Source organism: Brachybacterium halotolerans (genome assembly GCF_016623465.1).
Taxonomy (GTDB): domain Bacteria; phylum Actinomycetota; class Actinomycetes; order Actinomycetales; family Dermabacteraceae; genus Brachybacterium; species Brachybacterium halotolerans.
The window spans coordinates 1-23,339 of the sequence record NZ_JAEDAJ010000016.1; the positions used below are offsets into that span (position 1 = coordinate 1).

The 23,339-nt window shown below is 71.8% G+C and carries 21 protein-coding genes; 7 read left to right on the forward strand and 14 right to left on the reverse strand.

Annotated elements, in window-relative coordinates; all coding sequences use genetic code 11:
* The 6 genes from I8D64_RS16145 to I8D64_RS16170 all read right to left on the reverse strand — a co-directional run.
* A partial coding sequence (locus I8D64_RS16145) for a DUF222 domain-containing protein (protein WP_200503830.1) occupies positions 1–1,441 on the reverse strand: 1,441 nt, incomplete at its 3' end.
* 418 nt (positions 1,442–1,859) lie between these two features.
* Positions 1,860–2,714, reverse strand: a complete 855-nt coding sequence (locus I8D64_RS16150) for a PRD domain-containing protein (RefSeq protein ID WP_200503831.1) — start codon at positions 2,712–2,714, stop codon at positions 1,860–1,862.
* Positions 2,715–2,897: 183 nt separating this feature from the next.
* Positions 2,898–5,039, reverse strand: coding sequence for a glucose PTS transporter subunit IIA (locus I8D64_RS16155; protein WP_200503832.1), 2,142 nt, complete (start codon positions 5,037–5,039; stop codon positions 2,898–2,900).
* Between the two features lie 200 nt (positions 5,040–5,239).
* Positions 5,240–6,721, reverse strand: a complete 1,482-nt coding sequence (purF, locus tag I8D64_RS16160; RefSeq protein ID WP_200503833.1) for an amidophosphoribosyltransferase — start codon at positions 6,719–6,721, stop codon at positions 5,240–5,242.
* Positions 6,722–6,837: 116 nt separating this feature from the next.
* Positions 6,838–7,767 (reverse strand): 16S rRNA (adenine(1518)-N(6)/adenine(1519)-N(6))-dimethyltransferase RsmA, encoded by a 930-nt coding sequence (rsmA, locus tag I8D64_RS16165; RefSeq protein ID WP_200503834.1) that lies wholly within the window; start codon positions 7,765–7,767, stop codon positions 6,838–6,840.
* Positions 7,764–8,744, reverse strand: a complete 981-nt coding sequence (locus I8D64_RS16170) for a TatD family hydrolase (RefSeq protein WP_200503835.1) — start codon at positions 8,742–8,744, stop codon at positions 7,764–7,766. The genes rsmA and I8D64_RS16170 overlap by 4 nt, the downstream gene beginning before the upstream one ends.
* A 245-nt stretch (positions 8,745–8,989) precedes the next feature.
* Here I8D64_RS16170 and rpmF point away from each other — a divergent pair, with 245 nt between their 5' ends.
* Positions 8,990–9,160 (forward strand): 50S ribosomal protein L32, encoded by a 171-nt coding sequence (gene rpmF / locus I8D64_RS16175; protein ID WP_152353254.1) that lies wholly within the window; start codon positions 8,990–8,992, stop codon positions 9,158–9,160.
* A gap of 109 nt (positions 9,161–9,269) precedes the next feature.
* On the opposite strand, the gene rsmI is transcribed toward rpmF, so the two are convergent.
* Positions 9,270–10,112 (reverse strand): 16S rRNA (cytidine(1402)-2'-O)-methyltransferase, encoded by an 843-nt coding sequence (gene rsmI / locus I8D64_RS16180; RefSeq protein WP_200503836.1) that lies wholly within the window; start codon positions 10,110–10,112, stop codon positions 9,270–9,272.
* 96 nt (positions 10,113–10,208) lie between these two features.
* On the opposite strand from rsmI, the gene I8D64_RS16185 reads away from it, so the two are divergent.
* The gene (locus tag I8D64_RS16185) at positions 10,209–11,894 is read left to right on the forward strand and encodes a dolichyl-phosphate-mannose--protein mannosyltransferase (protein WP_343068613.1); all 1,686 of its coding nucleotides are present in this window, start codon (positions 10,209–10,211) and stop codon (positions 11,892–11,894) included.
* 57 nt (positions 11,895–11,951) lie between these two features.
* Positions 11,952–14,093, forward strand: a complete 2,142-nt coding sequence (gene malQ, locus I8D64_RS16190) for a 4-alpha-glucanotransferase (protein WP_200503837.1) — start codon at positions 11,952–11,954, stop codon at positions 14,091–14,093.
* Between the two features lies 1 nt (position 14,094).
* Here malQ and I8D64_RS16195 read toward each other — a convergent pair whose 3' ends face one another.
* The 3 genes from I8D64_RS16195 to I8D64_RS16205 form a co-directional block, all read right to left on the reverse strand.
* Positions 14,095–14,565 (reverse strand): S-ribosylhomocysteine lyase, encoded by a 471-nt coding sequence (locus I8D64_RS16195; protein ID WP_239203360.1) that lies wholly within the window; start codon positions 14,563–14,565, stop codon positions 14,095–14,097.
* A 95-nt stretch (positions 14,566–14,660) separates the two neighbouring features.
* Complete coding sequence (locus I8D64_RS16200) at positions 14,661–15,392, reverse strand: type 2 periplasmic-binding domain-containing protein (protein WP_246483114.1); 732 nt, start codon at positions 15,390–15,392, stop codon at positions 14,661–14,663.
* A gap of 28 nt (positions 15,393–15,420) precedes the next feature.
* Positions 15,421–16,026 (reverse strand): TetR/AcrR family transcriptional regulator, encoded by a 606-nt coding sequence (locus I8D64_RS16205; protein WP_343068614.1) that lies wholly within the window; start codon positions 16,024–16,026, stop codon positions 15,421–15,423.
* A 158-nt stretch (positions 16,027–16,184) separates the two neighbouring features.
* On the opposite strand from I8D64_RS16205, the gene I8D64_RS16210 reads away from it, so the two are divergent.
* The gene (locus I8D64_RS16210) at positions 16,185–17,204 is read left to right on the forward strand and encodes an aldo/keto reductase (RefSeq protein ID WP_200503838.1); all 1,020 of its coding nucleotides are present in this window, start codon (positions 16,185–16,187) and stop codon (positions 17,202–17,204) included.
* A gap of 173 nt (positions 17,205–17,377) precedes the next feature.
* Positions 17,378–17,659 carry a metal-sensitive transcriptional regulator gene (locus I8D64_RS16215; RefSeq protein WP_200503839.1) on the forward strand — a complete coding sequence of 94 codons (282 nt, stop codon included), beginning with the start codon at positions 17,378–17,380 and terminating at the stop codon, positions 17,657–17,659.
* Between the two features lie 21 nt (positions 17,660–17,680).
* Here I8D64_RS16215 and I8D64_RS16220 read toward each other — a convergent pair whose 3' ends face one another.
* From I8D64_RS16220 to I8D64_RS16235, 4 genes are all read right to left on the reverse strand, one after another.
* A complete protein-coding gene (locus I8D64_RS16220) occupies positions 17,681–19,126 on the reverse strand; it encodes an LLM class flavin-dependent oxidoreductase (RefSeq protein WP_200503840.1) in 1,446 nt (481 codons plus the stop codon).
* Positions 19,123–20,400, reverse strand: coding sequence for an acyl-CoA dehydrogenase family protein (locus I8D64_RS16225; protein ID WP_200503841.1), 1,278 nt, complete (start codon positions 20,398–20,400; stop codon positions 19,123–19,125). Before I8D64_RS16225 ends, I8D64_RS16220 begins: the two co-directional genes overlap by 4 nt.
* Before the next feature lie 182 nt (positions 20,401–20,582).
* Positions 20,583–20,948 (reverse strand): VOC family protein, encoded by a 366-nt coding sequence (locus I8D64_RS16230; protein WP_200503842.1) that lies wholly within the window; start codon positions 20,946–20,948, stop codon positions 20,583–20,585.
* A gap of 65 nt (positions 20,949–21,013) precedes the next feature.
* Positions 21,014–21,733, reverse strand: coding sequence for an SOS response-associated peptidase (locus I8D64_RS16235; RefSeq protein ID WP_200503843.1), 720 nt, complete (start codon positions 21,731–21,733; stop codon positions 21,014–21,016).
* A 194-nt stretch (positions 21,734–21,927) separates the two neighbouring features.
* Between I8D64_RS16235 and I8D64_RS16240 the strand changes: the two genes are divergently transcribed.
* Positions 21,928–22,380, forward strand: coding sequence for a hypothetical protein (locus I8D64_RS16240; RefSeq protein WP_200503844.1), 453 nt, complete (start codon positions 21,928–21,930; stop codon positions 22,378–22,380).
* Positions 22,381–22,872: 492 nt separating this feature from the next.
* Entirely contained in the window at positions 22,873–23,322 is a 450-nt protein-coding gene (locus tag I8D64_RS16245) for a VOC family protein (RefSeq protein WP_200503845.1), read from the forward strand.
* Positions 23,323–23,339 lie beyond the last annotated feature (17 nt).

Genomic DNA, 23,339 nt, shown 5'->3' on the forward strand with positions numbered 1-23,339 from the left:
CCGCGGTCCCCGCGGGCGACTCGTCCGCCTCCACACGAATCGGGTCGAGCTTGCCGGCGGTCTTCATCGCGTGGTGGAACCAGCACAGGAAATGCAGGTTCTCCACCGCCGTCCGACCACCACAGACCGGGTCCGCGTGGTTGTACTCCACGATGTGGTCCGCTTCCGAGGCGACCGATGCGGTGCGTTCGCAGCCCGGGACACCACAGGACTGGCCACGCAGTCTCAGGTGTTCGAGCATCGCCCCGGTCGGCCGGTACTTCTCCGCCGGCCGCGGCAAGAACTCACCCGAGGACGGGTCGGTGAGGACTCGGAACCATTCCTCGCTCTTGCCCGCGATCTCACGGGCCATCTGCGCCGGGATCGGCGTCCCGTCCTCGAGGACACCCGGGGCGTCGTCGCCACCAACCAGGGTCAGGAACGGGACGAGGACGTTCAACCGGAACCTGGCCTCCGGGACGGTGATGCCGCCGGTGTCGAGCTGCGCGGCATGGGCGAGGTGGTAGCGGATCAGGTTCAGTGACAGGGGCATGCCCTCGTTCTCCACTCGCCGGTCCGGATCCAGGGGGATCTCCGTGCCCTCGATCAGGGCGTGGCGCTGGGCGTTCTGGATCGTCCGCGCCGCCTGATCGAACCGCCCAGCCAATGCTTTGATCTCCGGCGCCGGACCGATGATCCGCAGGGACGCGACCCCATCGAGGGTTCCGGGGTCCAGGACCATGCGGCGGCGAGTGGCGGAGATTTCTTCGGGTTCTTTCGGATGTCGCTGCTGAATCTTCGTCACCAGGAGTTCGAGGCATTTCGTGAATGCTCTCGGCATGATCGCCAAACACCACGACGCGACCGTGACATCCACCAGCACCATCTCCGCCGGCGTGAAATACGCGGTCCGCCGCAACAGGGTGCGGAACCATTCCGCCGGGAATTCACCTGCTTCCAGGGCCTGGGTGCAGCGCGGGAGGAGGTCCACGGCCCGGTGGGCGTCGGTGATGGCTTTGGCGGCCTGCCCGCGGGTGCAGCGCATCGCCACAGCGACCATGAGGTCCTGCTGCTCGACCTCGAACGGGTCGGCGTCCATGTCCTCACGCCCCGCCCAGAACGGCGCCAGCGCCACGAAGCGGCGGGAGAGTTCGTAGGACTCGTCGACCCCTTCGTCCCACAGGGCACGGACCTGCGCAGTGAGCTCCGCATCCGGGCGGGCCGTCACCCTGCGCGCCACCACCTCCCGGCAGACCGCCTTTTTGGGTTCCTTCACGATGAACAAGGGCTTGACGCCCTCCGGGGGCGCGGTCACGAACCGGGGCGTGTGGGCGTGCATGTCCTCGCGCTGCCGCTCGGTCATCTTCTCCAGGTCATCCAGGACCGTGAACGTCGACTCGACCGCCGGCTGCCCGGGAAGGTCCAGACGACCCTGCGACTCCGGCTGCTCGACTGCACTCACACCACCCACCCCCTTCCCTGGCTATCCATGAATCGGCACGCGCTCTCTCGATCGAGAACACTGATTCAACGGACGCATCCAGAAGATCCTTCGGCCTCACCCATGAACCCGTGATCCCCGTCGCCCGATCGATATGTCTGATTCTATCCCGCCGCGCCGCGGAAAACCAGACCTCTATCAAGAATGTGGATAAGCCGGAGAAGAACTTCCCCTCCTCCATGCCCACTGGCTCCTCAGTGGATAACCCCGTGGAAAACACCCCCTTGTGGAGGAACCGATTCCCCGCCGAGGACTCGACGACGGCACCCCGACTTCCGGCCCGACCCACTGTGCTCGCACAGCAGACACGGTGCGCCAATGCGTCCTTCCATGCCGGGACCAACTCGCCACCTTGCCCGGGCCGCTGCCCCGGGACGCCTCAACCAGCCCCGTGGCCTCCGGCATCGAGTGTCATCCGGGCGACGTGCAGGGCGAGGTAGGAGACCTCGTCGGCGGAGAGCGCCTCCCCCAGACGGAGCTGGACGATCGTCGCGAGCTGTTCGGCGGTGCGGGTGGCCTCGGGATAGTTCTCGCGGATGCTGAGTCCGATCGTGGACTCCTGCCCGCCCAGCTGGCGTCGGGACTGGATGCGCACGAACAGGTAGCGCACATGGGTGATGAACCGGGCGGCGCTCATCGAGCGGCTGTCCAGGTCCAGGCCGAAGCGCTCGGAGACCACGGCGAGCATCTGCTGGATGACGCCGGTCATCGTGTAGGTGAAGGCGAGATCGCCGGACGCGAAGCCGGCGTTGACCAGATGCAGCGCGAGCGCCGTCGCCTCCTCGGGGCCCAACGCGGGGTCCACGTGCTCGTTGATGGCGTCGAGCAGGCCCCTGGCGCGCTCGTACTCCCGTCCGTACAGGGTCTGGACCTCGGCGCGCAGCGGGTACTCCACGACCTGGCCGCGGCGCACGCGATCCAGCGCCCCCGCGACGTGGTCCGCCACGGCGATCGCGAGGGTCGGCCGGGTGGACTCGCGACCCTCGATGCCCGCGGTGCCCAGCGCGATGACGACGGCCCGCAGCACCTCCTCGTCGATCATCGAGAGGGCCTCGGCGAGGTGGTCGGGGTCGCGGCCGTCGACCGGGACGAAGACGCGCACGATCGCCTCGGCGTCGACCTCGTCGCCGGGGCGGGCTCGGAAGCCGAGGCCGCGACCGGTGAGGATGACCTCCTGGCCCTCGCCGTCGCGCGAGAGGACCACGTTGTTGTTCAGGACGCGGAGCACCTTCATCGCGGCTCCTCCCTTCCTCGCCCGTCGTCGATCTCCGACCTCGTCGTCGGCGGCTCGGCTCCGGGAACTCCTCAGGACGTCTCGGCGACCCCGGACCTTCTCCTGCTCCCTGCGCTCCATCCTGCCGGATGAGCCCGCCCCCTGCGCAGAGAAGAGGCCGTCGGCCTCTTCGAACCGCCCGACTCAGCGGCGCACGCGCACCACGGTGTCGCCGGCGGCGACCTCGCCGTCCCCGACGGGCTCGACGCCCGCGAGGGACGCCGTGTTGGTGATGGTCATCAGCGTGACCGTCGGGTGCCCGGCCGCGCGCACGGCGTCGAGGTCGACGGTGACCAGCAGATCCCCGCGCGAGACCTTCTGGCCCTGCGAGACGGCGACGTCGAAGCCCTCGCCCTTCATCTGGACGGTGTCGATGCCCACGTGGATGAGCACCTCGACGCCGTCGGAGGTGAGCAGGCCGATCGCGTGCCCGGTCTGCGCGACCGAGGCCACCGTGCCGTCGACCGGGGCGAGGATCCGGCCGTCGACCGGTTCGATGCCGACGCCCTCGCCGAGAGCACGGGAGGCGAAGACCGGATCCCCTGCCTCGTCGAGGCCGACGACCCTGCCGCCGATGGGAGCCGCGATCTCGCGCAGCGCTCCGCCCGCGGTCGCGGTCGCGGTGGCGGCGCCGGTCACGGCGCCTACACCGGCGCCGGCACCCGCACCCATCGGCACGGCCGCAGCGCCGACCTTCTCCTCCGTCCGCTCCTGCGCGCGCTCTTCGGCGCTCGCCTCGACAGCGCCCTCGGCACCGGCCGCGTCGCCGCGGTGGAAGGCCTCGAGCTCGTCGCGCCGGGCGTTGGCCTCGGCGCGCTCGGCCGGGTTCATGTAGTCCGAGAAGTAGACGAGGACCATGGAGATCACGAAGGCCGCGGCGATCGCGATGACGTAGACGCCCATGGGGTCGAAGACCGGGATGGTCAGCAGCGACGTGAAGGCGAAGGCGCTCGTGTCGACGCCGCCCAGCAGGCCCACGATGAGGCCGCCCGCGAGGCAGCCCACGAGCATGCGCGGGTAGATGCGCTTGAAGCGCAGGTGGATGCCGTACAGCGAGGGCTCCGAGATGCCGCCGAACAGGCCCGCGAGCAGTGCGCCGGTCGCGGTCTGGCGCATCTCGGTCTCGCGATGGCGCAGGGAGAGCAGCAGCACGCCGGCGGTCGCGCCGAAGCAGGCGAAGTTCCACGTGCCCATGGGGCCCTGGATGAAATCGTAGCCGAGGGCGTTGATGTTCTGCAGCATGAGCGCGTTCAGCGGCCAGTGCAGGCCCAGCGGGACCAGGAACGGGTAGAGCAGCGGGATGAGGATCGCGAAGACGATCGGCGCGTGCGAGTTCAGCCAGGAGAGGCCGATGCCCAGGCCGTTGCCGGCCCAGATGCCGATCGGGCCCAGGACGAAGGCGGTCACGGGGATCATGATGAGCATGGCGAAGAACGGCACGAAGACGAGCTGCACGTTCTGCGGGAACACCTTCTGCAGGCCCTTGTAGAGCAGGGCGAGCAGGGCGACCATGATCAGCGGCACGAACACCTGGCCGCCGTAGTCGTTGAGCTGCATGGGCAGGCCGAACACGCTCGCCACGCACTGCTGGGTGCCGAGCGTCGCATTGGTGGTGCAGGTGACGCCGGGGATCCCGGAGTCCGCGTTGAGCATCCCGGTGAAGTTCGGGGTCATCACGGCGGCCATCACGGCGGCGCCGACCCACGGGTCGATCGCGAGCTTCTTCGCCGCGTTGTAGGCGACCATGACCGGCAGGAAGTACAGGACCGAGCGCCACATGGCGTCGACGAAGACCCAGGTCGCGGACTTGTCCTCGGCGCGGAAGTCGACGACCCCGAGGGCGTCGAGCACCGAGGCGATCGCGATGATGAGGGAGGCTCCGAGCAGCACGCCCATGAGCGGGCGGAAGGAGTCCGAGAGGTACTCGAAGAAGCTGTCGAGCCAGGCGAAGCGGCCGCGGCTCTTCGCGCGGATCGCGGCCTTGACCTCGGCGTCGGAGCGGGGACGTCCCGAGGCGCTGCTCATCACCGGCAGGTTCATGATCTCGGAGTAGACGCCGGCGACGGCGCCGCCGATGACGACCTGGAAGCGGTCGCCGGACTGCGGGACCGTGCCCATCACGCCGGGCAGGCCGTCCAGGGACCCCCGGTCGACCTGCTGGCCGTCGCGGAGCTGGAAGCGCAGCCGCGTCGCGCAGTGCGTGAGGCTCTCGATGTTCTCGGGGCCGCCCACGCCGCGGACGATGTCCTCCGCGATCGTGCCGGTCCCGCTGGGGGGTGTGCTCATGGCTGCGTCCTCGCATCCTCGGGGTGCTGCATTCGGGCATGAAAAAAGACCCGGGATGCGCCCCTGCGGGGTGCGTCCCAGGTCTTGCCTCCCCGTTCCCGGGAGCCTCGGGCCGACGGCCGCGGGCTCCCCGCGGGGAGTCACAATCCTGCGAACGAGATCGTTCGGCGAGGATTATAGCACCCCAACCGCGCGGCGGGTCACGACGCCTGCGACGCCTGGACCCAGGCGAGGTGCTCCTCGTCGATGTCGCCGGTGACGTAGCGGCCGTCGAAGCAGCACATGTCCAGGTCGGTGAGCTCGGAACCCTCGACGATCGCGGCGCGCAGGTCCTCGACCTCCTGGTAGACGAGGTGGTCGGCGCCCAGCACGTCGGCGATCTCGGGGATCGTGCGCCCGTGGGCCACGAGCTCCTCGCGCGAGGGCATGTTGATCCCATACACGTGGGGGTGGCGGATCGGGGGCGCGGCGGAGGCGAAGGTGACGGAGGCGGCGCCCGCGCGGCGGGCCATCTCGATGATCTGCTGGCTGGTGGTGCCGCGCACGATCGAGTCGTCGATGAGCAGCACGTGCTTGCCGCGGAACTCGAGGGACATCGCGTTGAGCTTCTGGCGCACGCTGCGTCGGCGCACGGCCTGACCGGGCATGATGAAGGTGCGGCCGACATAGTGGTTCTTGTAGAAGCCCTCGCGGTACTCGATGCCGAGCCTGCGGGCGACCTCCATCGCGGCGGGCCGCGAGGAGTCCGGGATCGGCATCACCACGTCGATCTCCTCGACGGGCACGTGGGCGGCGATGGTGGCGGCGAGCCTCTCCCCCATCCGCAGGCGCGACTCGTAGACGCTCACGCCGTTCATCACGGAGTCGGGACGGGCGAGGTAGACGTACTCGAAGGCGCACGGGGTGAAGGCGGCGGGGGATGCGCCCTCGGCGGCCGCGCACTGGCGCATGAACAGGGCTCCGTCGTGGCGGATGAAGACGGCCTCGCCGGGCTCCACGTCGCGGACGATCTCGTAGCCGCCGTTCTCCAGGACCAGGGACTCGCTGGCCACGGCCCACTCGTCGTGCTGCTCGCCGGTCGCGCCCGGGCGCCGCCCCAGGATCAGCGGGCGGATGCCGTGGGGATCGCGGAAGGCGAGCAGGCCGTGGCCGGCGATCACGGAGATCACGGCGTAGGCGCCGCGGATGCGGGCGTGGGTGCGGCCGACGGCCTCGAAGATCGCCTCGGGCTCGAGGAGCTCGGAGGACGTGGTCTCCTGCAGCTCCCCGGCCAGGACGTTCACGAGCAGCTCGGTGTCGCTCGTGGAGTTCACGTGGCGGCGGTCGTGCCGGGCCATCTCCTCGGTGAGCTCCCGGGTGTTGGTGAGGTTCCCGTTGTGGATGAGGACGATCCCGTAGGGCGCGTTGACGTAGAAGGGCTGCGCCTCCTCCTCGCGGGAGGCCTCGCCCTTGGTCGCGTAGCGCACGTGCCCCAGTCCCGTCCCGCCGCGCAGGGCGCGCATATCCCGCGTGCGGAAGGCCTCGCGGACCATGCCCTGGCCCTTGGCGATGTGCATCATCCCGTCCGCCTCGGCGGTCGCGATCCCGGTCGCGTCCTGCCCGCGATGCTGCAGCAGCAGGAGGGCGTCGTAGATGTCCTGGTTGACCGGCCCGTTGCCGACCATGCCGACGATTCCGCACATGGGGTCGCGTCCCGCTCCGTCCGAACCTTGCGCCCGCCCCTGCGGCGGACGGCACCGAGCTCACGCTACAGGCGACGCGCCGACGAGGCCGCGCGGTCTCACGCCGGCGGCGCAGCCTACCCGCCACCGTCGCCGCCCCCGGCGTCGGCCCCGTCGCTTCCCTCGGCGCCGGCCCGTGCGACGGCGAGGAAGTCCTCGATCGCGAGCGTCTCCCCGCGGCGGGTGGGATCGATCCCGGCCGACGCGATGATCTCTCCCGCGCGGGCCGAGCTCCCGGCCCAGCCCGCAAGGGCCGCCCGCAGCATCTTGCGGCGCTGGGCGAAGGCCGCGTCGATCACGCGGAAGGTCAGGGCGCGCTCGTCCTCGGTGCCGAGCGGCTCGGCGCGCCGGGTGAGCAGCACGAGCGCGGAGTCGACGTTCGGCACGGGCCAGAACACGCGCCGGGAGATCCGGCCCGCGTGCTCCCGCTCCCCGTACCAGGCGGCCTTCGCGCTCGGGGCGCCGTAGACGCGCGAGCCGGGCTCGGCGGCCAGACGGTCGACGACCTCGGACTGCACCATGACCAGGCAGCGCTCGATGCCCGGGAAGCGCTCGAGGACGGTCAGCAGGATCGGGGTGGCGACGTTGTAGGGGAGGTTCGCGACCAGGGCCGTCGGCTGCCCCGCGTCCGGCAGCGCGGGCAGCTCGGTGACGGCGAGCGCGTCGGCGTGGACCAGGCGGAAGCGGTCCTCGTCGACGCCGCGGCCCGCGAGCGTGCGCGGCAGCAGATCGGCGAGACCCCGGTCGAGCTCGATCGCGGCGACGTCGGCCCCCGCCTCGAGCAGTCCCAGGGTGAGGGACCCGAGTCCCGGACCGACCTCGAGGACCGCCTCCCCCGCGTGCACCCCGGCGCGCTCGACGATGACGCGGACCGTGTTGGGGTCCACCACGAAGTTCTGGCCGCGCTGCTTGCTGGGGCTCAGGCCCGCGCCCTCGGCGAGCGCGCGGATGTCGCGTCCGCTGAGCAGGATCGAGCCGCTCTCCCCCGTGCCCGCGTCCCCGCTCATGCCGCCGGCCATCCGTAGACCTCCCGCGTGGTGGCGGCGATCCGCTCGCAGGCGGCGCCGAGGTCGGTGCCGGTGACCTCGGCGATCGTCGCCATCGTGTGCGGGATCAGGTACGAGGAGTTCGGGCGCCCGCGGTAGGGCACGGGGGTGAGGAAGGGAGCGTCGGTCTCGACCATCACGCGGCCCAGGCCCACGTCGGCCAGGGCGTCGCGCAGGTTCTGGGCGTTCTTGAACGTGACGTTGCCGGCGAAGGAGAGGTAGAAGCCGCGCGCGACGCACTCGCGCGCGAACTCGACGTCGCCGGAGAAGCAGTGCAGCACGGTGCGCTCGGGCGCGCCGTCGGCGTCGAGGATCTCCAGGACGTCCGCGTGGGCGTCGCGGTCGTGGATCTGCATCGGCAGGCCCGTCTCCTTGGCCAGCGCGATGTGGTGGCGGAAGGCGTCGATCTGCGCGGAGCGCGCCTGCTCGTCCTTCCTCGAGGTGCGGAACCAGTCCAGCCCCGTCTCGCCGACGACGACCATCCCCGGGCCGCGCACCAGGGAGTCGATCTCTGCGAGCGCCTCGTCCAGGCCGATGAGCTCCCGGCCCTCGTGGTCGTGGCCGAGGGCGTGCAGGGCTGCCTCATTGGGGTGGACGGCGACGCCGCCGCGCAGGCTGGGCGGGCAGTCCTCGGCGCCCACGAGGCGCGCGGTCCACAGGGCCGCCTCGCGGTCCGAGCCGATGGTGATCTGCGCGGTGATGCCGGCCCCCGCCGCGCGTGCGACGTGCTCGGAGATGCTCAGCCCCTCCTCGCCGTCGGCGAAGTCGAGGTGGCAGTGGTTGTCGATCACCGGTGCCGGCAGGGCCTCCGGGACCGGCGGCCAGGAGCGGTCGCGCGAGGAGCGCCGGGGATCGAGGTCCTCCCGGTGGTGCACGGGCGCGGCGGGGTCGGGCGCTGCGGACCCTGCTGCGCGCGGGTCCTCGGGGGCGTTCGGCATGGGAACATCGTAGGCGGGAGCCCGCGCGCGCCCGACGGAGCCCGCCGACGCCGACGGCGAGGCCGGTGGTGCATCTCACCTGCCCCGCCCGGGCCGTGGCCAGGGGAATGTGGCAGAATGATCGACCGTTGCGTGTCCTTCCGCGCGCCCGGCGACCCCGGGTCGCCTCAGTCCTCCGGGACGGGCCAGCCCGCTGGGCGGACACCCTCGCCGACCATCATCCAGGACCGTCAAGGAGCGTTCCCATGGCAGTGCCCAAGTTCAAGATGTCCCGGGCTCGCACCCACTCGCGTCGATCGCAGTGGAAGGCCCAGAACGCCGACCTCGTGCAGGTGACGGTCCGCGGTCGCACCGCGTCCGTGCCGCGCCGTCTGGCGAAGGCCTACCAGCGCGGCCTCATCGAGATCGACGACTGATCTCCCGCAGCAGATACCCACGAGAGGGCCCCGACCGCATGGTCGGGGCCCTCTCGCATGTCCGGGGACCGGCGCCGCTCCTCGGAGCGCGCTCGCTCCCCGAGCGCGCTCAGCCGCGCCGCTTCCGCGCCCCGTCGTAGAGCTCGCGGGCGCCCACGCCCGCGGCGCTGCGGGCGACGGCCTTGGCGGCGTCCTTCATCCGCTCGCCCGCCTCGGTGCGGCGCAGCACCTCCGCCACGAGGTCCTGCGGGTCCGCCTCGACGGTGTCCGCGCCCGCGACGACGATCGCGACCTCGCCCAGCACCTCGTGCTCGGCGGTGTGCGCGGCGAGCTCGGCGAGGGTGCCGCGCAGCACCTCCTCGTGGGTCTTGGTGAGCTCGCGGGCGAGCACGGCGCGGCGCGCGGGCCCGAAGCCGTCGCGCATCGCGGCGAGCGCGGAGGCCGTGCGGCGCGGGGACTCGAAGAAGACGAGGGTGCGGCGGGCGTCGGCGAGCTGGGCGAAGAGGTTCTCGCGCTGCCCGGGGCCGCGCGGCACGAAGCCCTCGAAGGAGAAGCGGTCAGGGGCCAACCCGGAGACGGCGAGCGCGGTGAGGACGGCCGACGGGCCCGGGATGACCTGCACCGGGAGATCTGCGTCAGCCGCGGCGCGCACCGCGCGGTAGCCGGGGTCGGAGACCACGGGCATGCCGGCGTCGGTCACCAGCAGCACGCGCTGCCCCTCGCGCAGGGCGTCGAGCAGCCAGGGGGTCCGCTCGTCCTCGTTGTGCTCGTGGTACGAGATGACCCGGCCGGTCGGCTCGACCTCGAGCTCGCGGGTCAGGCGCCGCAGCCGCCGCGTGTCCTCCGCGGCGATGAGATCCGCCTCGCCCAGGGCGCGCACCAGGCGCACCGAGGCGTCCAGCGGGTTGCCGATCGGGGTGGCGGCCAGGACCAGGGCTCCGGGGACGAGCATGCGCCCCATGATAGGGCGGGCGGACGGGGCCGACGGCCGCCCCGCCCCGGCCCCGTCGACCGAGGATCCGCAGGTGGCATGCCCTAGCATGACCGCGTGCAGCAGACCACGCCAGCGGACGGGGCCGAGGGGCCGGAGGACCCCCGGAGTCCCGGAGCCGAGCCCGATCACGCGGATCCGCACCGGCACCTGCGCGACGCCCGGGAGGACGCCGTCGAGGCCGAGAGCGAGGGCGCGCTCCTGGCGACGCTGCGCACGCGCCTGCACTGCATGGACCTCACCGCGCGCACGAAGCCCTGGCTCGGGGCGCTGCTCGTGTGCGCCCTCGCCCTGGTGCTGCGGCTCTATCACCTGGGCTCGATCCACGAGCTGATCTTCGACGAGACCTACTACGTGAAGGACGGCTGGACGATCGTCCACCACGGCGTCGAGATGAGCTGGCCCGACGACCCCGACCCCGCCTTCACCTCCGGCGAGGTGAACTCCTCCGAGGACAGCGGCGAGTACGTCGTGCATCCCCCGATCGGCAAGTGGGTGATCGGGCTGGGGATGCTCGCCCTCGGCGGGGACTCCGCCTGGGGCTGGCGGATCTCCGTCGCGCTGCTGGGGGCGCTCTCGGTGCTCATGCTCGCGCGGATCGGGCGGCGCCTCTTCCGCTCCACGGGCATCGGCCTGATCGCGGGCCTGCTGCTCGCGGTCGACGGCCTGCACCTGGTCATGTCCCGCACCTCCCTGTTGGACCTCGTGCTCATGTTCTTCGCCCTGGCCGCCTTCGGGGCCCTGCTCATCGACCGCGACCGCTTCCGTGAGGGCCTCGCGCGCTCGGTCGCCGCAGCCCGCGCCCGCGGCGAGGAGCTCCCGCTGCTGGGCTATCGGGCCGGATTCCGGCCCTGGCGCCTGAGCGCCGGCGTGCTGCTCGGGCTCGCCTGCTCGGTGAAGTGGTCGGGCATCTACTTCCTCGCGGTCTTCGGCATCATGACCGTGCTGTGGGACTGGTGGGCCCGGCGCCGGGTGGGCGAACGGCGCTGGTGGGAGAACGGCCTGTTCCGCGATGCGGTCCCCGCGTTCGTCGCGATGGTCGGCACCTCGCTCGTGGTGTACGTGGCCTCGTGGTCCGGCTGGTTCGCGTCCTCGAAGGGCTACATGCGCCACTGGGCCGAGGAGAACGGACACGCGGGCGGGAACCCTGTGCTCAATGCCCTGCGCTCCCTGTGGCGCTACCACGCGCAGGCCTACGACTTCCACATCCACCTGGACTCCCCGCACCCCTACCAGGCGAACCCGCTGGGCTGGCTCCTGCAGATACGGCCCACGAACTTCTACTACCGCTCCTACGACTACGGGGAGATGGGCTGCGAGGTCGAGAAGTGCGCCTCGCAGGTGCTCTCCGTCGGCAATCCCCTGATCTGGTGGTTCGGCGCGCTCAGCATCCTGATCGTGCTCGTGGTCGCGATCTGGAAGCGGGACGGCCGGGCATGGGCGGCGCTGACGGGCATCATCGGCGGCTACCTGCCGTGGCTGATGTACATGGACCGCACGATCTTCACCTTCTACTCCGTGGTCTACGAGCCCTGGATGATCCTGTGCCTCGCGTACGTGATCGGCCTTCTCGTCGGCCCGCGGTCGGCCGACGGCGAGCGCCGGCTCGCGGGGACCCTGCTCGCCGGCAGCCTGCTCACGCTGATCGTGCTGGTCTCCGCGTTCTTCTGGCCGATCTGGACGGGTCAGGTGATCGACGTCGACCAGTGGGAGTGGAGGATGTGGCTGCCCAGCTGGACCTGATCGGAGCCGCGCGGATTTGAAGGCGCCGCACGTGGCCGACGCCACTAGCATGTGGCCATGTCCCTGGATCCCGGAGCGCTGCGCTCCCTCGCCCGCGACCTCGGCGTCAGCACGGACTTCTGGGGGTGGGACGGCACCCGCAAGCAGGTGGCCGATACGACCCTGGTGCGCGTGCTGGCCGCCCTCGGCCACGAGGTCGCCGACGACGCCGACGTGCGCCGCATCCGCGGCGATCGCGCCCGCGCCGCCTGGGCGGCGACGCTGCCCCGCGTGGTCGTCCTGCGCGAGGACCGCGAGGAGTCGCTGGCCGTGCACGTCGTGGACGGCACCCCCGTCGACGTCGAGGCGATCCTCGAGGACGGCTCCCGTCGGCCGCTGACGCAGGTCGAGGACTTCACCGCTCCCTACGACCTCGACGGGACCCGGCGGGGCCAGGCCTCGTTCCGGATCCCGCGCGGCCTGCCCCTGGGGTGGCACACGATCCGCGCGCACACGAGCGAGGGCGCGCACGAGTGCCCGCTCGTGGTGACCCCGGCGCGCATCACCGTGCAGGACGGGCTCGGCGATCGCCGGGCCATGGGTGTGCAGGCGCAGCTGTACTCGGTGCGCTCGCCCCGCTCCTGGGGCATCGGCGACCTGGCCGACGCCCGCGACCTCGCCGCGATCCTGGGTGTGCGCCACGGCGCCGATTTCCTGCTCATCAACCCTCTGCACGCCTCCCGGCCCGTGCCGCCGATGCTGCCCTCCCCCTACCTGCCGGTGACCCGCCGCTTCACGAGCGCCCTGTACGTGCGCCCCGAGGACGTCCCCGAGTTCCGGGACCTGCCGGAGCACGCCCGTCAGCGGATCGCCGCGCTGCGCAGCGAGGTCTCCCCCGCGAACGCGCGGGCCGATCGCCTCGAGCGCGACCCCGTGCTCGCGTCGAAGATGGAGGCGCTCGAGGAGATCTTCGCCGCGCCCCGCACCCCCGCGCGCCAGGCCCTGTTCGACGCCTATCGGGCGCGCGAGGGCCGGGGCCTCGAGGACTTCGCCCTGTGGTGCGCACTGGACGAGCACCGCGAGGAACTCCCGGACCGGACGCGGGAGGAGCTCGCCTCGCCAGACTCCCCCGCCGCGCAGCGGGCCCGGACCGAGCTCGCGGACCGCATCACCTTCCACGCCTGGGTGCAGTGGGTGCTCGACGAGCAGCTCGCGGCCGCCCAGGCGGGAGCGCGCGAGGGCGGCATGCGGATCGGGCTCATGCATGACCTGGCCGTGGGCGTCACCGAGGTGGGCGCGGACGCCTGGCGGCTCGCGGACGTCCTCGCACGGGGCGTGGGCGTGGGCGCTCCCGCCGACCAGTACAACCAGCAGGGGCAGAACTGGCATCAGCCGCCCTGGCATCCGGAGGCCCTCGCGGCGGCCGGGTACCGGCCCTGGCGCGACCAGCTGCGCACGCTGCTGCGCCATGCGGGAGCCCTGCGGATCGACCACGTGCTGGGCCTGTTCCGCCTCTGGTGGATCCCCGACGGCGCCCCCGCCTCAGAGGGCACCTACGTCACCTACGACCACGAGGCGATGATCGGCGTCCTCGCCCTCGAGGCGCAGCGCGCCGGCGCGATCGTCGTGGGCGAGGACCTGGGGACCTTCGAGCCGTGGGTGCGCGACTACCTCACCGAGCGCGGGATCCTGGGCACCTCGATCCTGTGGTTCGAGAACGACGCCGCGGGGAACCCGCTGCCGCCCGAGGACTACCGCCGCCTGTGCCTGGCCTCGGTGAACACGCACGACCTGCCGCCGACGGCCGGCTACCTGGCCGGCGACCACGTGCGCCTGCGCCACGAGCTCGGACTGCTCGAGCGGGACCTCGACGAGGAGATCGCCGTGGACGCCGCTGCCCAGGCGAAGGTGCTGGACGCGGTCCGCGCGCGCGGCCTGCTCGACGAGGACGCGGATCCTCGCGAGGACGTGGAGGCGACCGTCATCGCCCTGCACCGCTATCTCGCCCAGACCCCGTCACTGCTGGTGGGCGTGTCCCTCGTGGACTGCGTGGGCGAGCGGAGGATCCAGAACCAGCCGGGCACGGACTCGGAGTACCCGAACTGGCGCGTGCCGCTGGCCGATCAGGACGGCGAGGTCGTCACCGTCGACGACATCGCCGCCAGCGCCCGGACGGCGCGACTGCTCGCCGCGGTGCGGGAGGCGATGGACGCGACCTGAGTCAGGCGCCGACGTCCTCCCACTCGTCGCGGCGGGCGAGGAACGCCTGGGCGGCGTCCTTCGCCCCGGTGAGGGTGTGGTGGGCGCCCCAGCCGCACTGGACCTCGTTCGCGGCGGGGACCTCATCGGCCTGCAGCAGGTCGTGGAGGGTGGCCTCGAGGACCGGCGCGAAGTCGGCGACCTCGTGCTCTCCGGAGAGCAGCGCGTAGAAGCCCGTGCGGCAGCCCATCGGGGAGACGTCGATGACGTCGCCGGTGTGGTTGCGCATGTGCTCGGCCATCAGGTGCTCGAGCGAGTGGACGACCTCCGAGTCGAGGTGGGCGACGTTGGGCTGGGTGAAGCGCACGTCGAACTTCGTGAGCACGTCGCCGTGGGGCAGCGTCTTGCGGTCGGCGATGCGGATGTAGGGGGCATGCACGGCGCGGTGGTCGAGGTTGAAGCTCTCGACGTTCATGCGGGGCGACTCGGTCACGGCGTTCTCCTCGGGTGCGACGGCGGTGATACGACCCTAACGCCGCGCCCGGCAGCGCGCACGGGGCGTCCGGCGTGGTCAGACCGCTGCGGGCCTCAGCGGGAGGAGCGGGCGGTGCGTCCGCGCACGGCGCCCACGAACTCCTGGCGCACGGCGTCGTCGGCGGCTCTCGGCCAGGCCAGGGCGATCCGGGTGGCGGGCGCATCCGCGAGCGGCCGGTGCACGACGTCCTTGCGGTGGTGCAGCCGCGCGAGGGACATGGGCAGCAGGGCGTGGCCGACCCCGGTGGCGACCACGGCGACCCGGTCCGCGGCGTCGTCGGGGTGCGCGGAGGGGATCTCCGGGTCCTCGGCGAGGTCGGCGACGGTGAGCTCCTCGTGAAGGGAGAGGATGTTCTCGCTGCCGACGACGACCATCGGGCGCTCCTCCCAGAGCTCGACGAGATGCAGCTCCCCCGGTCCGCCCGCCGTGTCCTCCCCGTCGGCCTCCAGCGGCAGGCGCACGAAGCACATGTCGACCTCACCCGTCCCGAGCACCTCGGCCTGACGGGAGAGCGGGACGGGGACCAGCTCGAGCCGGGCGGGGCGCTGCCCGCTGCGCCAGCGCCGCGCGAACCGGTCGGGCTCGACGCCCGGGATGAACCCGACGCGCAGCACCGGGAGCTCGGCGGGTGTCGTCCGCGCGGTGGTGGCGGCGCGTCCCGGGGCGCTGCGTTCCGGGGCGCTCCGTCCCGAAGCGCCGCGTCCCGAGGCGGTGCGTCCCGTGCGACGCGAGGAGGCGGCGGTGCGGCCGGAGCGCGCGGCGGAGGGTCGGGGCCGACGGTTCATGCGCTCAGACTACGGCCGCTTCCACCTCTCACCGCGCGGCGAGGCCGTCGAGCAGGACGTCGATCATGCGCGAGGCGTCGGCGTCCGTGCCGTCGGCGGGACCCGCGTCGCTGAGCCGGCCGAGCGCGGGGATCAGGTCCTCGGCGCGGATGTCGCGGCGCATGGTCCCGTCGGCCGCCCCGAGGTCCAGGATGCGCTGGACCTCGGGTGCCAGCACCCCGAGGAACTGCGCGGGCAGGGGCGCGTAGGCGGGGTCGCCCGAATGCAGGGCGGTCGCGAAGCCCCGCTTCGTCGCCAGGAAGCGCGCCAGGCTGCGCGTCCACAGTCGCAGCGCCTCGCGCGGAGGATGCTCGTCGGCCAGGGCCCGCGCGTCCTGGGCCGTGGCCTCGAGCTCGTGTCGGAACACGGCGATGATGAGATCCGAGCGCAGCGGATAGCTGCGGTACACCGTGCCGACGCCGACCCCGGCGCGCGCGGCGATCTCGCGCATCGGGGCGTCGACCCCGGACTCCGCGAACACCTGCTTCGCCGCTGCGCGCACCGCCTCGGCATTGCGCACGGCATCCGCACGCCGACGCCGCGGGGCTCCTTCGCTCTCCGGGCTCTCGGGGCTCTCCGGCCTCTCCTGGCTCACGCGCACCCTCCTCTCGGATCTGAAGCGGGCGCAGGGTCCCGCGGCAGGACGTTGACAAACCGGAACACCGTTCCGCATAGTTGTGGACGCAGGTTCCGTTTCTTCGGTCAGCATACCCGGGATCCGCCCGGGCCCGGCCCCGTCCCAGGAGGACTCAGATGAAGCACCGCTCGCTCGGCCGCACAGGGATCCAGGTCTCGCCCTTCGCCCTCGGCGCCATGATGTTCAGCTCGTTCGGCAACGGCGACCAGCAGGAGGTGGATGCGATGGTGGGGCGCGCGCTGGACGCGGGCATCAACCTCGTCGACACCGCCGACGCCTACGGCGAGTCCGAGGAGATGCTCGGGCGCGCGCTGCGCGGCCGCCGCGACGAGGTGGTCCTCACCTCCAAGTTCGGGCTACCGCTCGACGAGGACCCCAACCACCGCGGCGGGTCCCGCCGCTGGATCATGACGGCGATCGAGAACTCGCTGCGCCGTCTGGGGACGGACCATCTGGACCTGCTGCAGCTGCACCGCCCCGACCCGGCCACCGACATCCAGGAGACCCTCTCCGCGCTCACCGATCTGGTGCGCAGCGGGAAGGTGCGGGCGATCGGGACCTCCGACATGCCGGCCTCCGAGATCGTCGAGGCGCAGTGGGTGGCCCGCGACCGCGGGCTCGAGCGCTTCCGCACCGAGCAGCCCCACTACTCGCTCCTGGACCGCACCGTGGAGCGCGAGGTGCTCCCCGTCGCCGAGCGCTACGGCATGGGCACGATCATCTGGAGCCCCCTGGCCAGCGGCATGCTCACCGGCAGGGTGCGGCGGGGGCAGCAGAGCGACCTGCGCCGCACGCAGATGTTCGGGGCGCTCCGGGACCCGCGGCGCATCGACGCCGTGGAGGATCTGCTCGCCCTCGCGCAGGACTCCGGGCTCACGCTGACGCACATGGCGCTCGCCTTCGTGATCGCCCACCCGGGCGTCAGCGCCGCGATCATCGGTCCCCGCACCATGGAGCACCTCGAGGACTCTCTCGCCGCCGGGAAGGTCGAGCTGACGGACGACGTCCTGGACCGCATCGACGAGATCGTCGCACCCGGCACGGGCGTGGGGCGCATGGACCAGGAGTACAGCACTCCCCCGATCCTGGATCCGACGCTGCGTCGCCGCTCGGCCGGGAGCCGCGCCGCCGCCTGAGCCGCACCGCGCGCCGCTCCCCGGATCGGCTCGGTCGGCCCGGCGCGCCGAGCCCGGCGCCGGGCCGGGCCGACCGGCCGAGCATCCGACCGACCGACCGTTGCCCGGCATACCGGGGAGGGGTATCGTGCGATGCCGGGCCGAAGGACGTGCGGCCGACGGGGAGGAGCGCCATGAACGGGTACAGCGAGGACAAGGCGGCTCTCGAGCGCCGCATGAAGCGCATCGAGGGCCAGGTGCGCGGCGTCGCCAAGATGATCGAGGACGACCGCTACTGCATCGACGTGCTCACCCAGATCTCCGCCGTCAGCCGGGCGCTCGAGAACGTCGCCCTCGAGCTGCTGGACGACCACCTGGGCCACTGCGTCGCGGACGCCGTCAAGGGCGGCGGCGCGAACGCGGAGGAGAAGATCGACGAGGCCACCGAGGCGATCCGTCGACTCGTGCGGTCCTGACCCTCTCCCCCGCGACGCCCGTCAGGCGGTCGCCCGGCCGGGACCGGAGGCCGGGCCGGGTCTGCCCGTCCCCGTGACGTCGTCGATCGTGGAGAGCGGGCCTCCCACCCGGTACTGCGCACCGCGATGGTTCGCGGGCAGGCGGTCTCCCGCCCCGAGCAGCTTGTGGCGCAGCGTCCCCGGCGCGTACTCCTGCGGGTAGACCCCTCGGCGCTGCAGCTCCGGCACCACCAGGTCCACGACGTCCTCGAAGGTCCCCGGCGTGGTCGCATAGGCGAGGTTGAAGCCGTCCACCTCGGTCTCCTCGACGATGTCCTGCAGCGTGTCGGCGATCTCCGAGGGAGAGCCGACGAAGACCTGCCCCAGCCCGCCGATGCCGCCGAGCCGCACGATGTCGCGCACGGTCCATGTCTCCCCGCGCTCGTTGTCGCCCTGGAAGGCGGCGAGCGCGGACTGGATGGCGTTGGACTGCACGTCGCCCAGCGGCGCGTCCAGGTCGTAGCCGGCGAGATCGACACCGAGCCAGCCGGAGAAGAACACCTCGGTGCCCTCGACGCTCGCGTACGACAGCAGATCCGCGTGCTTCGCGCGCGCCCCGGCCGCCGTCTCGTCGGTGATGATCGTGCTGAGCAGGTAGATCTTGGCGTCGTAGGGCCCACGGCCGGCGTCCACGAGCGCCTTCCGGATGCGCTGGACGGTGCTGCGGGCGACCTCCTTGGTGGGGCCGCCGATGAAGATCGCCTCCGCGTTCTCGGCCGCGAAGCGCACACCGCGCGGGGAGGCTCCGGCCTGGAAGACCACCGGGGTGCGCTGTGGCGAGGGCTCCGAGAGGTGGATGCCGGGGACGTCGAAGAAGGTGCCGTGGTGCCCGATGTGGTGCACCTTCTCCGGGATCGTGAACACACCGGACTCGGCATCGCGGACCACGGCGTCGTCCTCCCACGACCCCTCGAGGAGCTTATAGATCACCTCGAGGTACTCGTCGGCGTGGTCGTAGCGCGCGTCGTGCTCGACCAGATCGTGCTGGCCCAGGTTCCTCTCCGCCGAGGGCAGGTAGCCGGTGACGACGTTCCATCCCACCCGGCCCTTAGTGAGGTGGTCGAGGGTCGACAGGCGCCGCGCGAAGGGCACAGGGTGCTCGAAGGCGGTGCCCGCAGTGATCCCGAAGCCCACGTGCTCCGTGACGGCCGCGCCGACCGCGGCGAGCTCCACCGGATCGTTCACGGGCACCTGCGCGCCCTGGCGGATCGCGGCCAGGTCGTTGCCGTCGAAGACGTCGTACGTGCCCAGCACGTCGGCGATGAAGACGGCGTCGAAGAGTCCGCGCTCGGCGATCCGCGCGATGTCCTGCCAGTACTCGATGTCCTTGTAGCGCCAGGACTGGTCCCCGGGACAGCGCCAGAGCCCCGGCGACTGGTGGGCGACGCAGTTCATGTCGAAGGCGTTGAAGCGGATCTGCTTGCTCATGCGCGGGCGACCGCCTCTCGGGCCTCGACGGGGCGAAGCACCGGATCGGGCTCGGCCCTCGTCCCCTCTCCGCCTGCCGCGGCGTCCGTGCCGACGCCCCAGAGATGGACGGGGGTCGCGCCGTTGACCAGGTGGTCGCCGATGATGCGCTGCTTGTAGATCACCGGGTTGTGGGAGGAGACCGTGCGGGTGTTGCGCCAGTGGCGGTCGAGGCCCAGATCGGTGCTCGTGCCGGAGGCGCCGAGGGCGTTGAAGAGCAGGGTCACGGCCTCGGGGACGAGCTCGGCGAGCACGACCTGGCCCTCGGCGGTGGCGAGCTCGGCCTCGGCGAGGGCCTCCCGCTGCGCCTCGGACCCGCGCTCGGGCTCGAGGTCGGAGGCGCGCTGGAGCGCCTCGGCGGCGCGGTCGACGACGGCTTCGGCGGCGAAGGCCGCGGAGCGGACCTGTCCGATGACGGCGAGGATCTGGCCGTCGTCCCGCGCCCGGGAGGCGAGGCCGTGGCTGTAGACGCGGGTGCGGGCGCGGACGGCGTCGGCCGCGTCCTCGGCGGCCCGGCGTGCGATGCCCGCCTGCACCACGAGGAGGACGAGCTGGTAGAGCGCCGTCTGGTAGCTGAAGCGGTCCGTGAGGACGATGACGTTCTCGGGGTCGATGGGGACGTCGTCGAAAACGATCGTGCCGGTCCCGGTGAGCTGCTGCCCGAAGCCGTTCCAGTCGTCGCTCACGCTCACGCCGGGGTCGTCCGTGGGCACGAGCACGGCGACGGTCTCGCCGGAGTCGTCGGCCGCGGTGGCATCGGTCCACTGGGCGAAGATGCTGCCGGTCGTGTAGTACTTCCGGCCGCGCAGACGCAGGCCCTGCGGCGTGGAGACCAGGCGGGTCGAGGGGCTCGCGGTCGTGGAGCCCGAGGCCTCGCTCCAGGAGTTGCCGACGATCTCGCCGTCCAGGAAACGGCGCAGCCAGTCCTCGCGCGAGTCGTCGCTCGTGTGGACGCGGTCCTCCACGATCGCGAACTGGCCGCGGAAGATCTGCGGCAGGCTCGAGTCCGCCGCGGCGGCGTCCACCCAGATGCGGGCGGTCTGCGGGATGCTCAGGCCCGCGCCGCCGTCGGCGATCGGGACGCGCAGCGCGCCGAAGCCCAGGGCCGCGAGCTCGGCGACCTCCTCGCGCGGCAGCCGGTGCTCGCGCTCGCGCTCCACGGCGCCCGGGGCGATCCGCGCGAAGACCTCGCGGAACCTCCGTGCGATCTTCTCTGCATCTTTCGGTGAGGTCACGGCGGCGGCACCTTCCGGCTCGGGAGTCGTTCGTCCGGTCACGGCTTCACGGCCGCGACCTGTGCCGAACGTATGCGGCGCCCTGCGCCGCACGGAAGGGCCTCGTCACACGCGGAAATGCGGGTTCGCGCAGGTGCGCGGAAAGACGCTCATCAGAGCCCGCTGCGCCATGGCACGACGGCTCAAGAGCCGCCCGGTGCCGGCTCCCACAGCTCGATGCGATTCCCCTCGAGGTCTCGCACCCAACCGAAGCGGCCCATGCTCTCCATCTCCTGCACCTCGTCCTCGACCATCGCCCCGGTCCTCCGGAGCCGCGCGCGCAGCGCATCCAGATCGTGGACGCGCAGGTTGAGCATGGCCGTCTGCCCGGAGTCCCCGAAGTAATCGGTGTCCTGGGGGAAGTCGGCGAAGACCGTCGGCCCCGCCTGCTGGTGCCACAGTCCGTTCTCGTCGATGTCGAGTCCCAGCACCTCGCGGTACCAGGTGGTGAGCGCCTGCGGATCCGAGGCGCGCAGGAAGCATCCGCCGATGCCGAGCACGTGTCCCATGGCGGCGAGTGTAGACGGACGCCGCATGCAGGCGGAGCGCGAACCGTGCCGTCTCGCGCCCGCCCTCAGACCAGCTCGACGGGCTCGATGAGCGAGGGATCGGTGCGGTCGATCTTCCGGACGCTGTTGACCTGGCGGTCCACCGGATGGGTGACCAGCGTCGTGGCGATCTGGTCGGAGGCCTCGCCGAGCTCGTGCTGCAGCGCGTTCTTCTCCTCGCCCTCGAGCTTGTCGGGTGCGAGCCAGCGCCCGAGCAGGTCGTCCGGGAGGTACGCGGGCATGCGGTCGTGGACGTCGCCCGCGGCGTCCTTCGCCTCGCGGGTGATGATCGTGAAGGAGACCTGCCAGGACTCGCCGTCCTTGCGCGCGGAGGCGAGACCGGCCGCGTGCAGCAGACCACCGTGCTCGGCGTGCACGTAGAAGGGCTGCTTGGCGCCGTCGGCCTGCTCGACCCACTCGTAGTAGCCGTTCATCGGGACCACCACGCGGGCGCTCGCGAAGGGACCGCGGAACATGCCGTTGGTGGTCACGGTCTCGAAGCGCGCGTTGATGGGGCGGGGCCCCTTATCCTTCGCCCAGGAGGGATGCAGGCCCCAGCGTGCGGGCTCGAGGGTGCGGCGCAGCTCGCCGTCCTCGTCATAGTGCTCGCGAACGACGGGCGCGAGGGTCGACGGGGCGATCGAGTAGGCCGGCGACCAGTCCGGACCGTCCTGGTCCGCCTTGGTGGCGACGTAGGCGCGCAGCAGCCCTGCCTCGTCGAAGTCGAGCACGAACCGTCCGCACATGAGGGCCTCCTCGTCAGGTGTCCATGATGGTAGCCGGAGGCGACCGGCGCGCCGCTCGGGCGTAGCATCTGGACCCGACGGCCCGATATGTGCCGAGAACGAGGATCCCCATGCCCCCTCGGCCCCCGCCCTCCAGAGAGCTCCGCCGCCGAGGCATCCTCCGCGGCGCGGCGTGGACCGCCCCGCTGATCCTCGTGTCCACCGCAGCCCCTGCCATCGCCGCCTCGGAACCCGGGCCGGCACCGAATGACGAGGCCAATTACTACTGGAACGTCGCGGCGAACGCGCACTTCATCACCGTCGCCGCCGCAGAGAGCCATCTGCAGTTCCAGGTCTCCGCCCAGGTCAGCTACCGGGCGGATCCCTGGGTCTCGCCGCCGGACGGGGCCACGCTGCAGATCGTCATCGACCTCTCCCAGCCGGCCCAGCTGAGCTCGGTCGGCGCGGGCTGGGTCGCGTCCCCGGCCACGGGCACCACCGCCTCCTCGTTCACGTTCCCGCTCGCTCCCGCCTCCCAGGGAGGCGGACTCTCCGCGACCTTCTTCGGCACCGAGGCCGGGGAGCTGACCGCCCACGGCACGATGAGCGTGCTCGAGCCGGCGAGGCGACCTGGGCGCAGGAACCCGCGATCGACAGCGGGACGCTGAAGGACTGAGCGCACGCCCACCTGCGCTTCATGGGGTTCTCCTGGAGAGTGGGTCGGGATGAGCTGAGAGGAGGCAGAAGCGCCGACATTCTGGACGGTCCGTGATGGAACCGTGACTGTGACCTTCCCCAGGGGGCCCAGCGGGCATTGTGGAGCCGCTCGGTGCGGGCGGCGCGCTCGTGGTCGGTGAAGGTGTGGAGGCGGTCAACGACGGTCTCGGGCATGACGTCGAGTACTGCGCGATGACGATCGGGAGCGGGAACCAGGCGGCGGCTTCGCCGAGCACGTCGACGTCGATGAGGCCGCAGGCGACTTCCGGTCGATGTCATGCTCCACGGCGGCGAGGACGTGTCAGGCGTGGCCGCGGGCAAAGTGGGCACCTCGCGATCCCGGCGGCACGCGACTCGCCGTCGCCCGGTGCCGGTCGCAGCGCGAGCTCGCGTAGCCGCCCTCCACCTTCACCACCACAGCCCCACAGTCCTACGGTGGGGAAATGCCACCAACTCAGCAGCCCTCTGTCGTGCACACGGGAATCACGGTCCGAAGCCTCGAAGCCTCGCTCGCCTTCTGGGCTGGAGCGCTCGGAGCGGAGATCGAGAGAAGGTTCCACTTGGGTGGCGAGTTCGCGGCAGAAGTCGTCGGCGTCGCGGGAGCCGAGATCGACGCTGCTGTCATCGATCTCAACGGCTACGCCATCGAACTCCTCCAGTACACCCGGCCAGAGGGCGCGCGGCACCACCGCCCCGCATCGAACGAGGTGGGGTCGTGGCATCTCGCACTCGGAGTGAACGACCTGGATGCGACCGTTCAGGCGTGCAGCAGCTACGGGTGGCACACGCTCGGTGAACCCCAGCGCATGCCCGATGGCCCCCGCGCCGGCACGCGCTTCACCTACCTACGTGATGCGGACGGATCCACGATCGAGCTCATCGAGAGCCCCTGACGCGAGCGCCCATGAGA

What these genes read in the sequence shown, in the direction of transcription:
- I8D64_RS16235 (WP_200503843.1), bottom strand. Translation starts at nt 21,733, where the DNA reads ATGTGCGGACGGTTCGTGCTCGACTTCGACGAGGCAGGGCTGCTGCGC.
- I8D64_RS16150 (WP_200503831.1), bottom strand. Translation starts at nt 2,714, where the DNA reads ATGAAGGTGCTCCGCGTCCTGAACAACAACGTGGTCCTCTCGCGCGAC.
- I8D64_RS16170 (WP_200503835.1), bottom strand. Translation starts at nt 8,744, where the DNA reads ATGCCGAACGCCCCCGAGGACCCGCGCGCAGCAGGGTCCGCAGCGCCC.
- rsmA (WP_200503834.1), bottom strand. Translation starts at nt 7,767, where the DNA reads ATGAGCGGGGACGCGGGCACGGGGGAGAGCGGCTCGATCCTGCTCAGC.
- I8D64_RS16230 (WP_200503842.1), bottom strand. Translation starts at nt 20,948, where the DNA reads ATGGGACACGTGCTCGGCATCGGCGGATGCTTCCTGCGCGCCTCGGAT.
- I8D64_RS16155 (WP_200503832.1), bottom strand. Translation starts at nt 5,039, where the DNA reads ATGAGCACACCCCCCAGCGGGACCGGCACGATCGCGGAGGACATCGTC.
- I8D64_RS16245 (WP_200503845.1), top strand. Translation starts at nt 22,873, where the DNA reads ATGCCACCAACTCAGCAGCCCTCTGTCGTGCACACGGGAATCACGGTC.
- rsmI (WP_200503836.1), bottom strand. Translation starts at nt 10,112, where the DNA reads ATGCTCGTCCCCGGAGCCCTGGTCCTGGCCGCCACCCCGATCGGCAAC.
- rpmF (WP_152353254.1), top strand. Translation starts at nt 8,990, where the DNA reads ATGGCAGTGCCCAAGTTCAAGATGTCCCGGGCTCGCACCCACTCGCGT.
- I8D64_RS16210 (WP_200503838.1), top strand. Translation starts at nt 16,185, where the DNA reads ATGAAGCACCGCTCGCTCGGCCGCACAGGGATCCAGGTCTCGCCCTTC.
- malQ (WP_200503837.1), top strand. Translation starts at nt 11,952, where the DNA reads ATGTCCCTGGATCCCGGAGCGCTGCGCTCCCTCGCCCGCGACCTCGGC.
- I8D64_RS16200 (WP_246483114.1), bottom strand. Translation starts at nt 15,392, where the DNA reads ATGAACCGTCGGCCCCGACCCTCCGCCGCGCGCTCCGGCCGCACCGCC.
- I8D64_RS16215 (WP_200503839.1), top strand. Translation starts at nt 17,378, where the DNA reads ATGAACGGGTACAGCGAGGACAAGGCGGCTCTCGAGCGCCGCATGAAG.
- I8D64_RS16220 (WP_200503840.1), bottom strand. Translation starts at nt 19,126, where the DNA reads ATGAGCAAGCAGATCCGCTTCAACGCCTTCGACATGAACTGCGTCGCC.
- purF (WP_200503833.1), bottom strand. Translation starts at nt 6,721, where the DNA reads ATGTGCGGAATCGTCGGCATGGTCGGCAACGGGCCGGTCAACCAGGAC.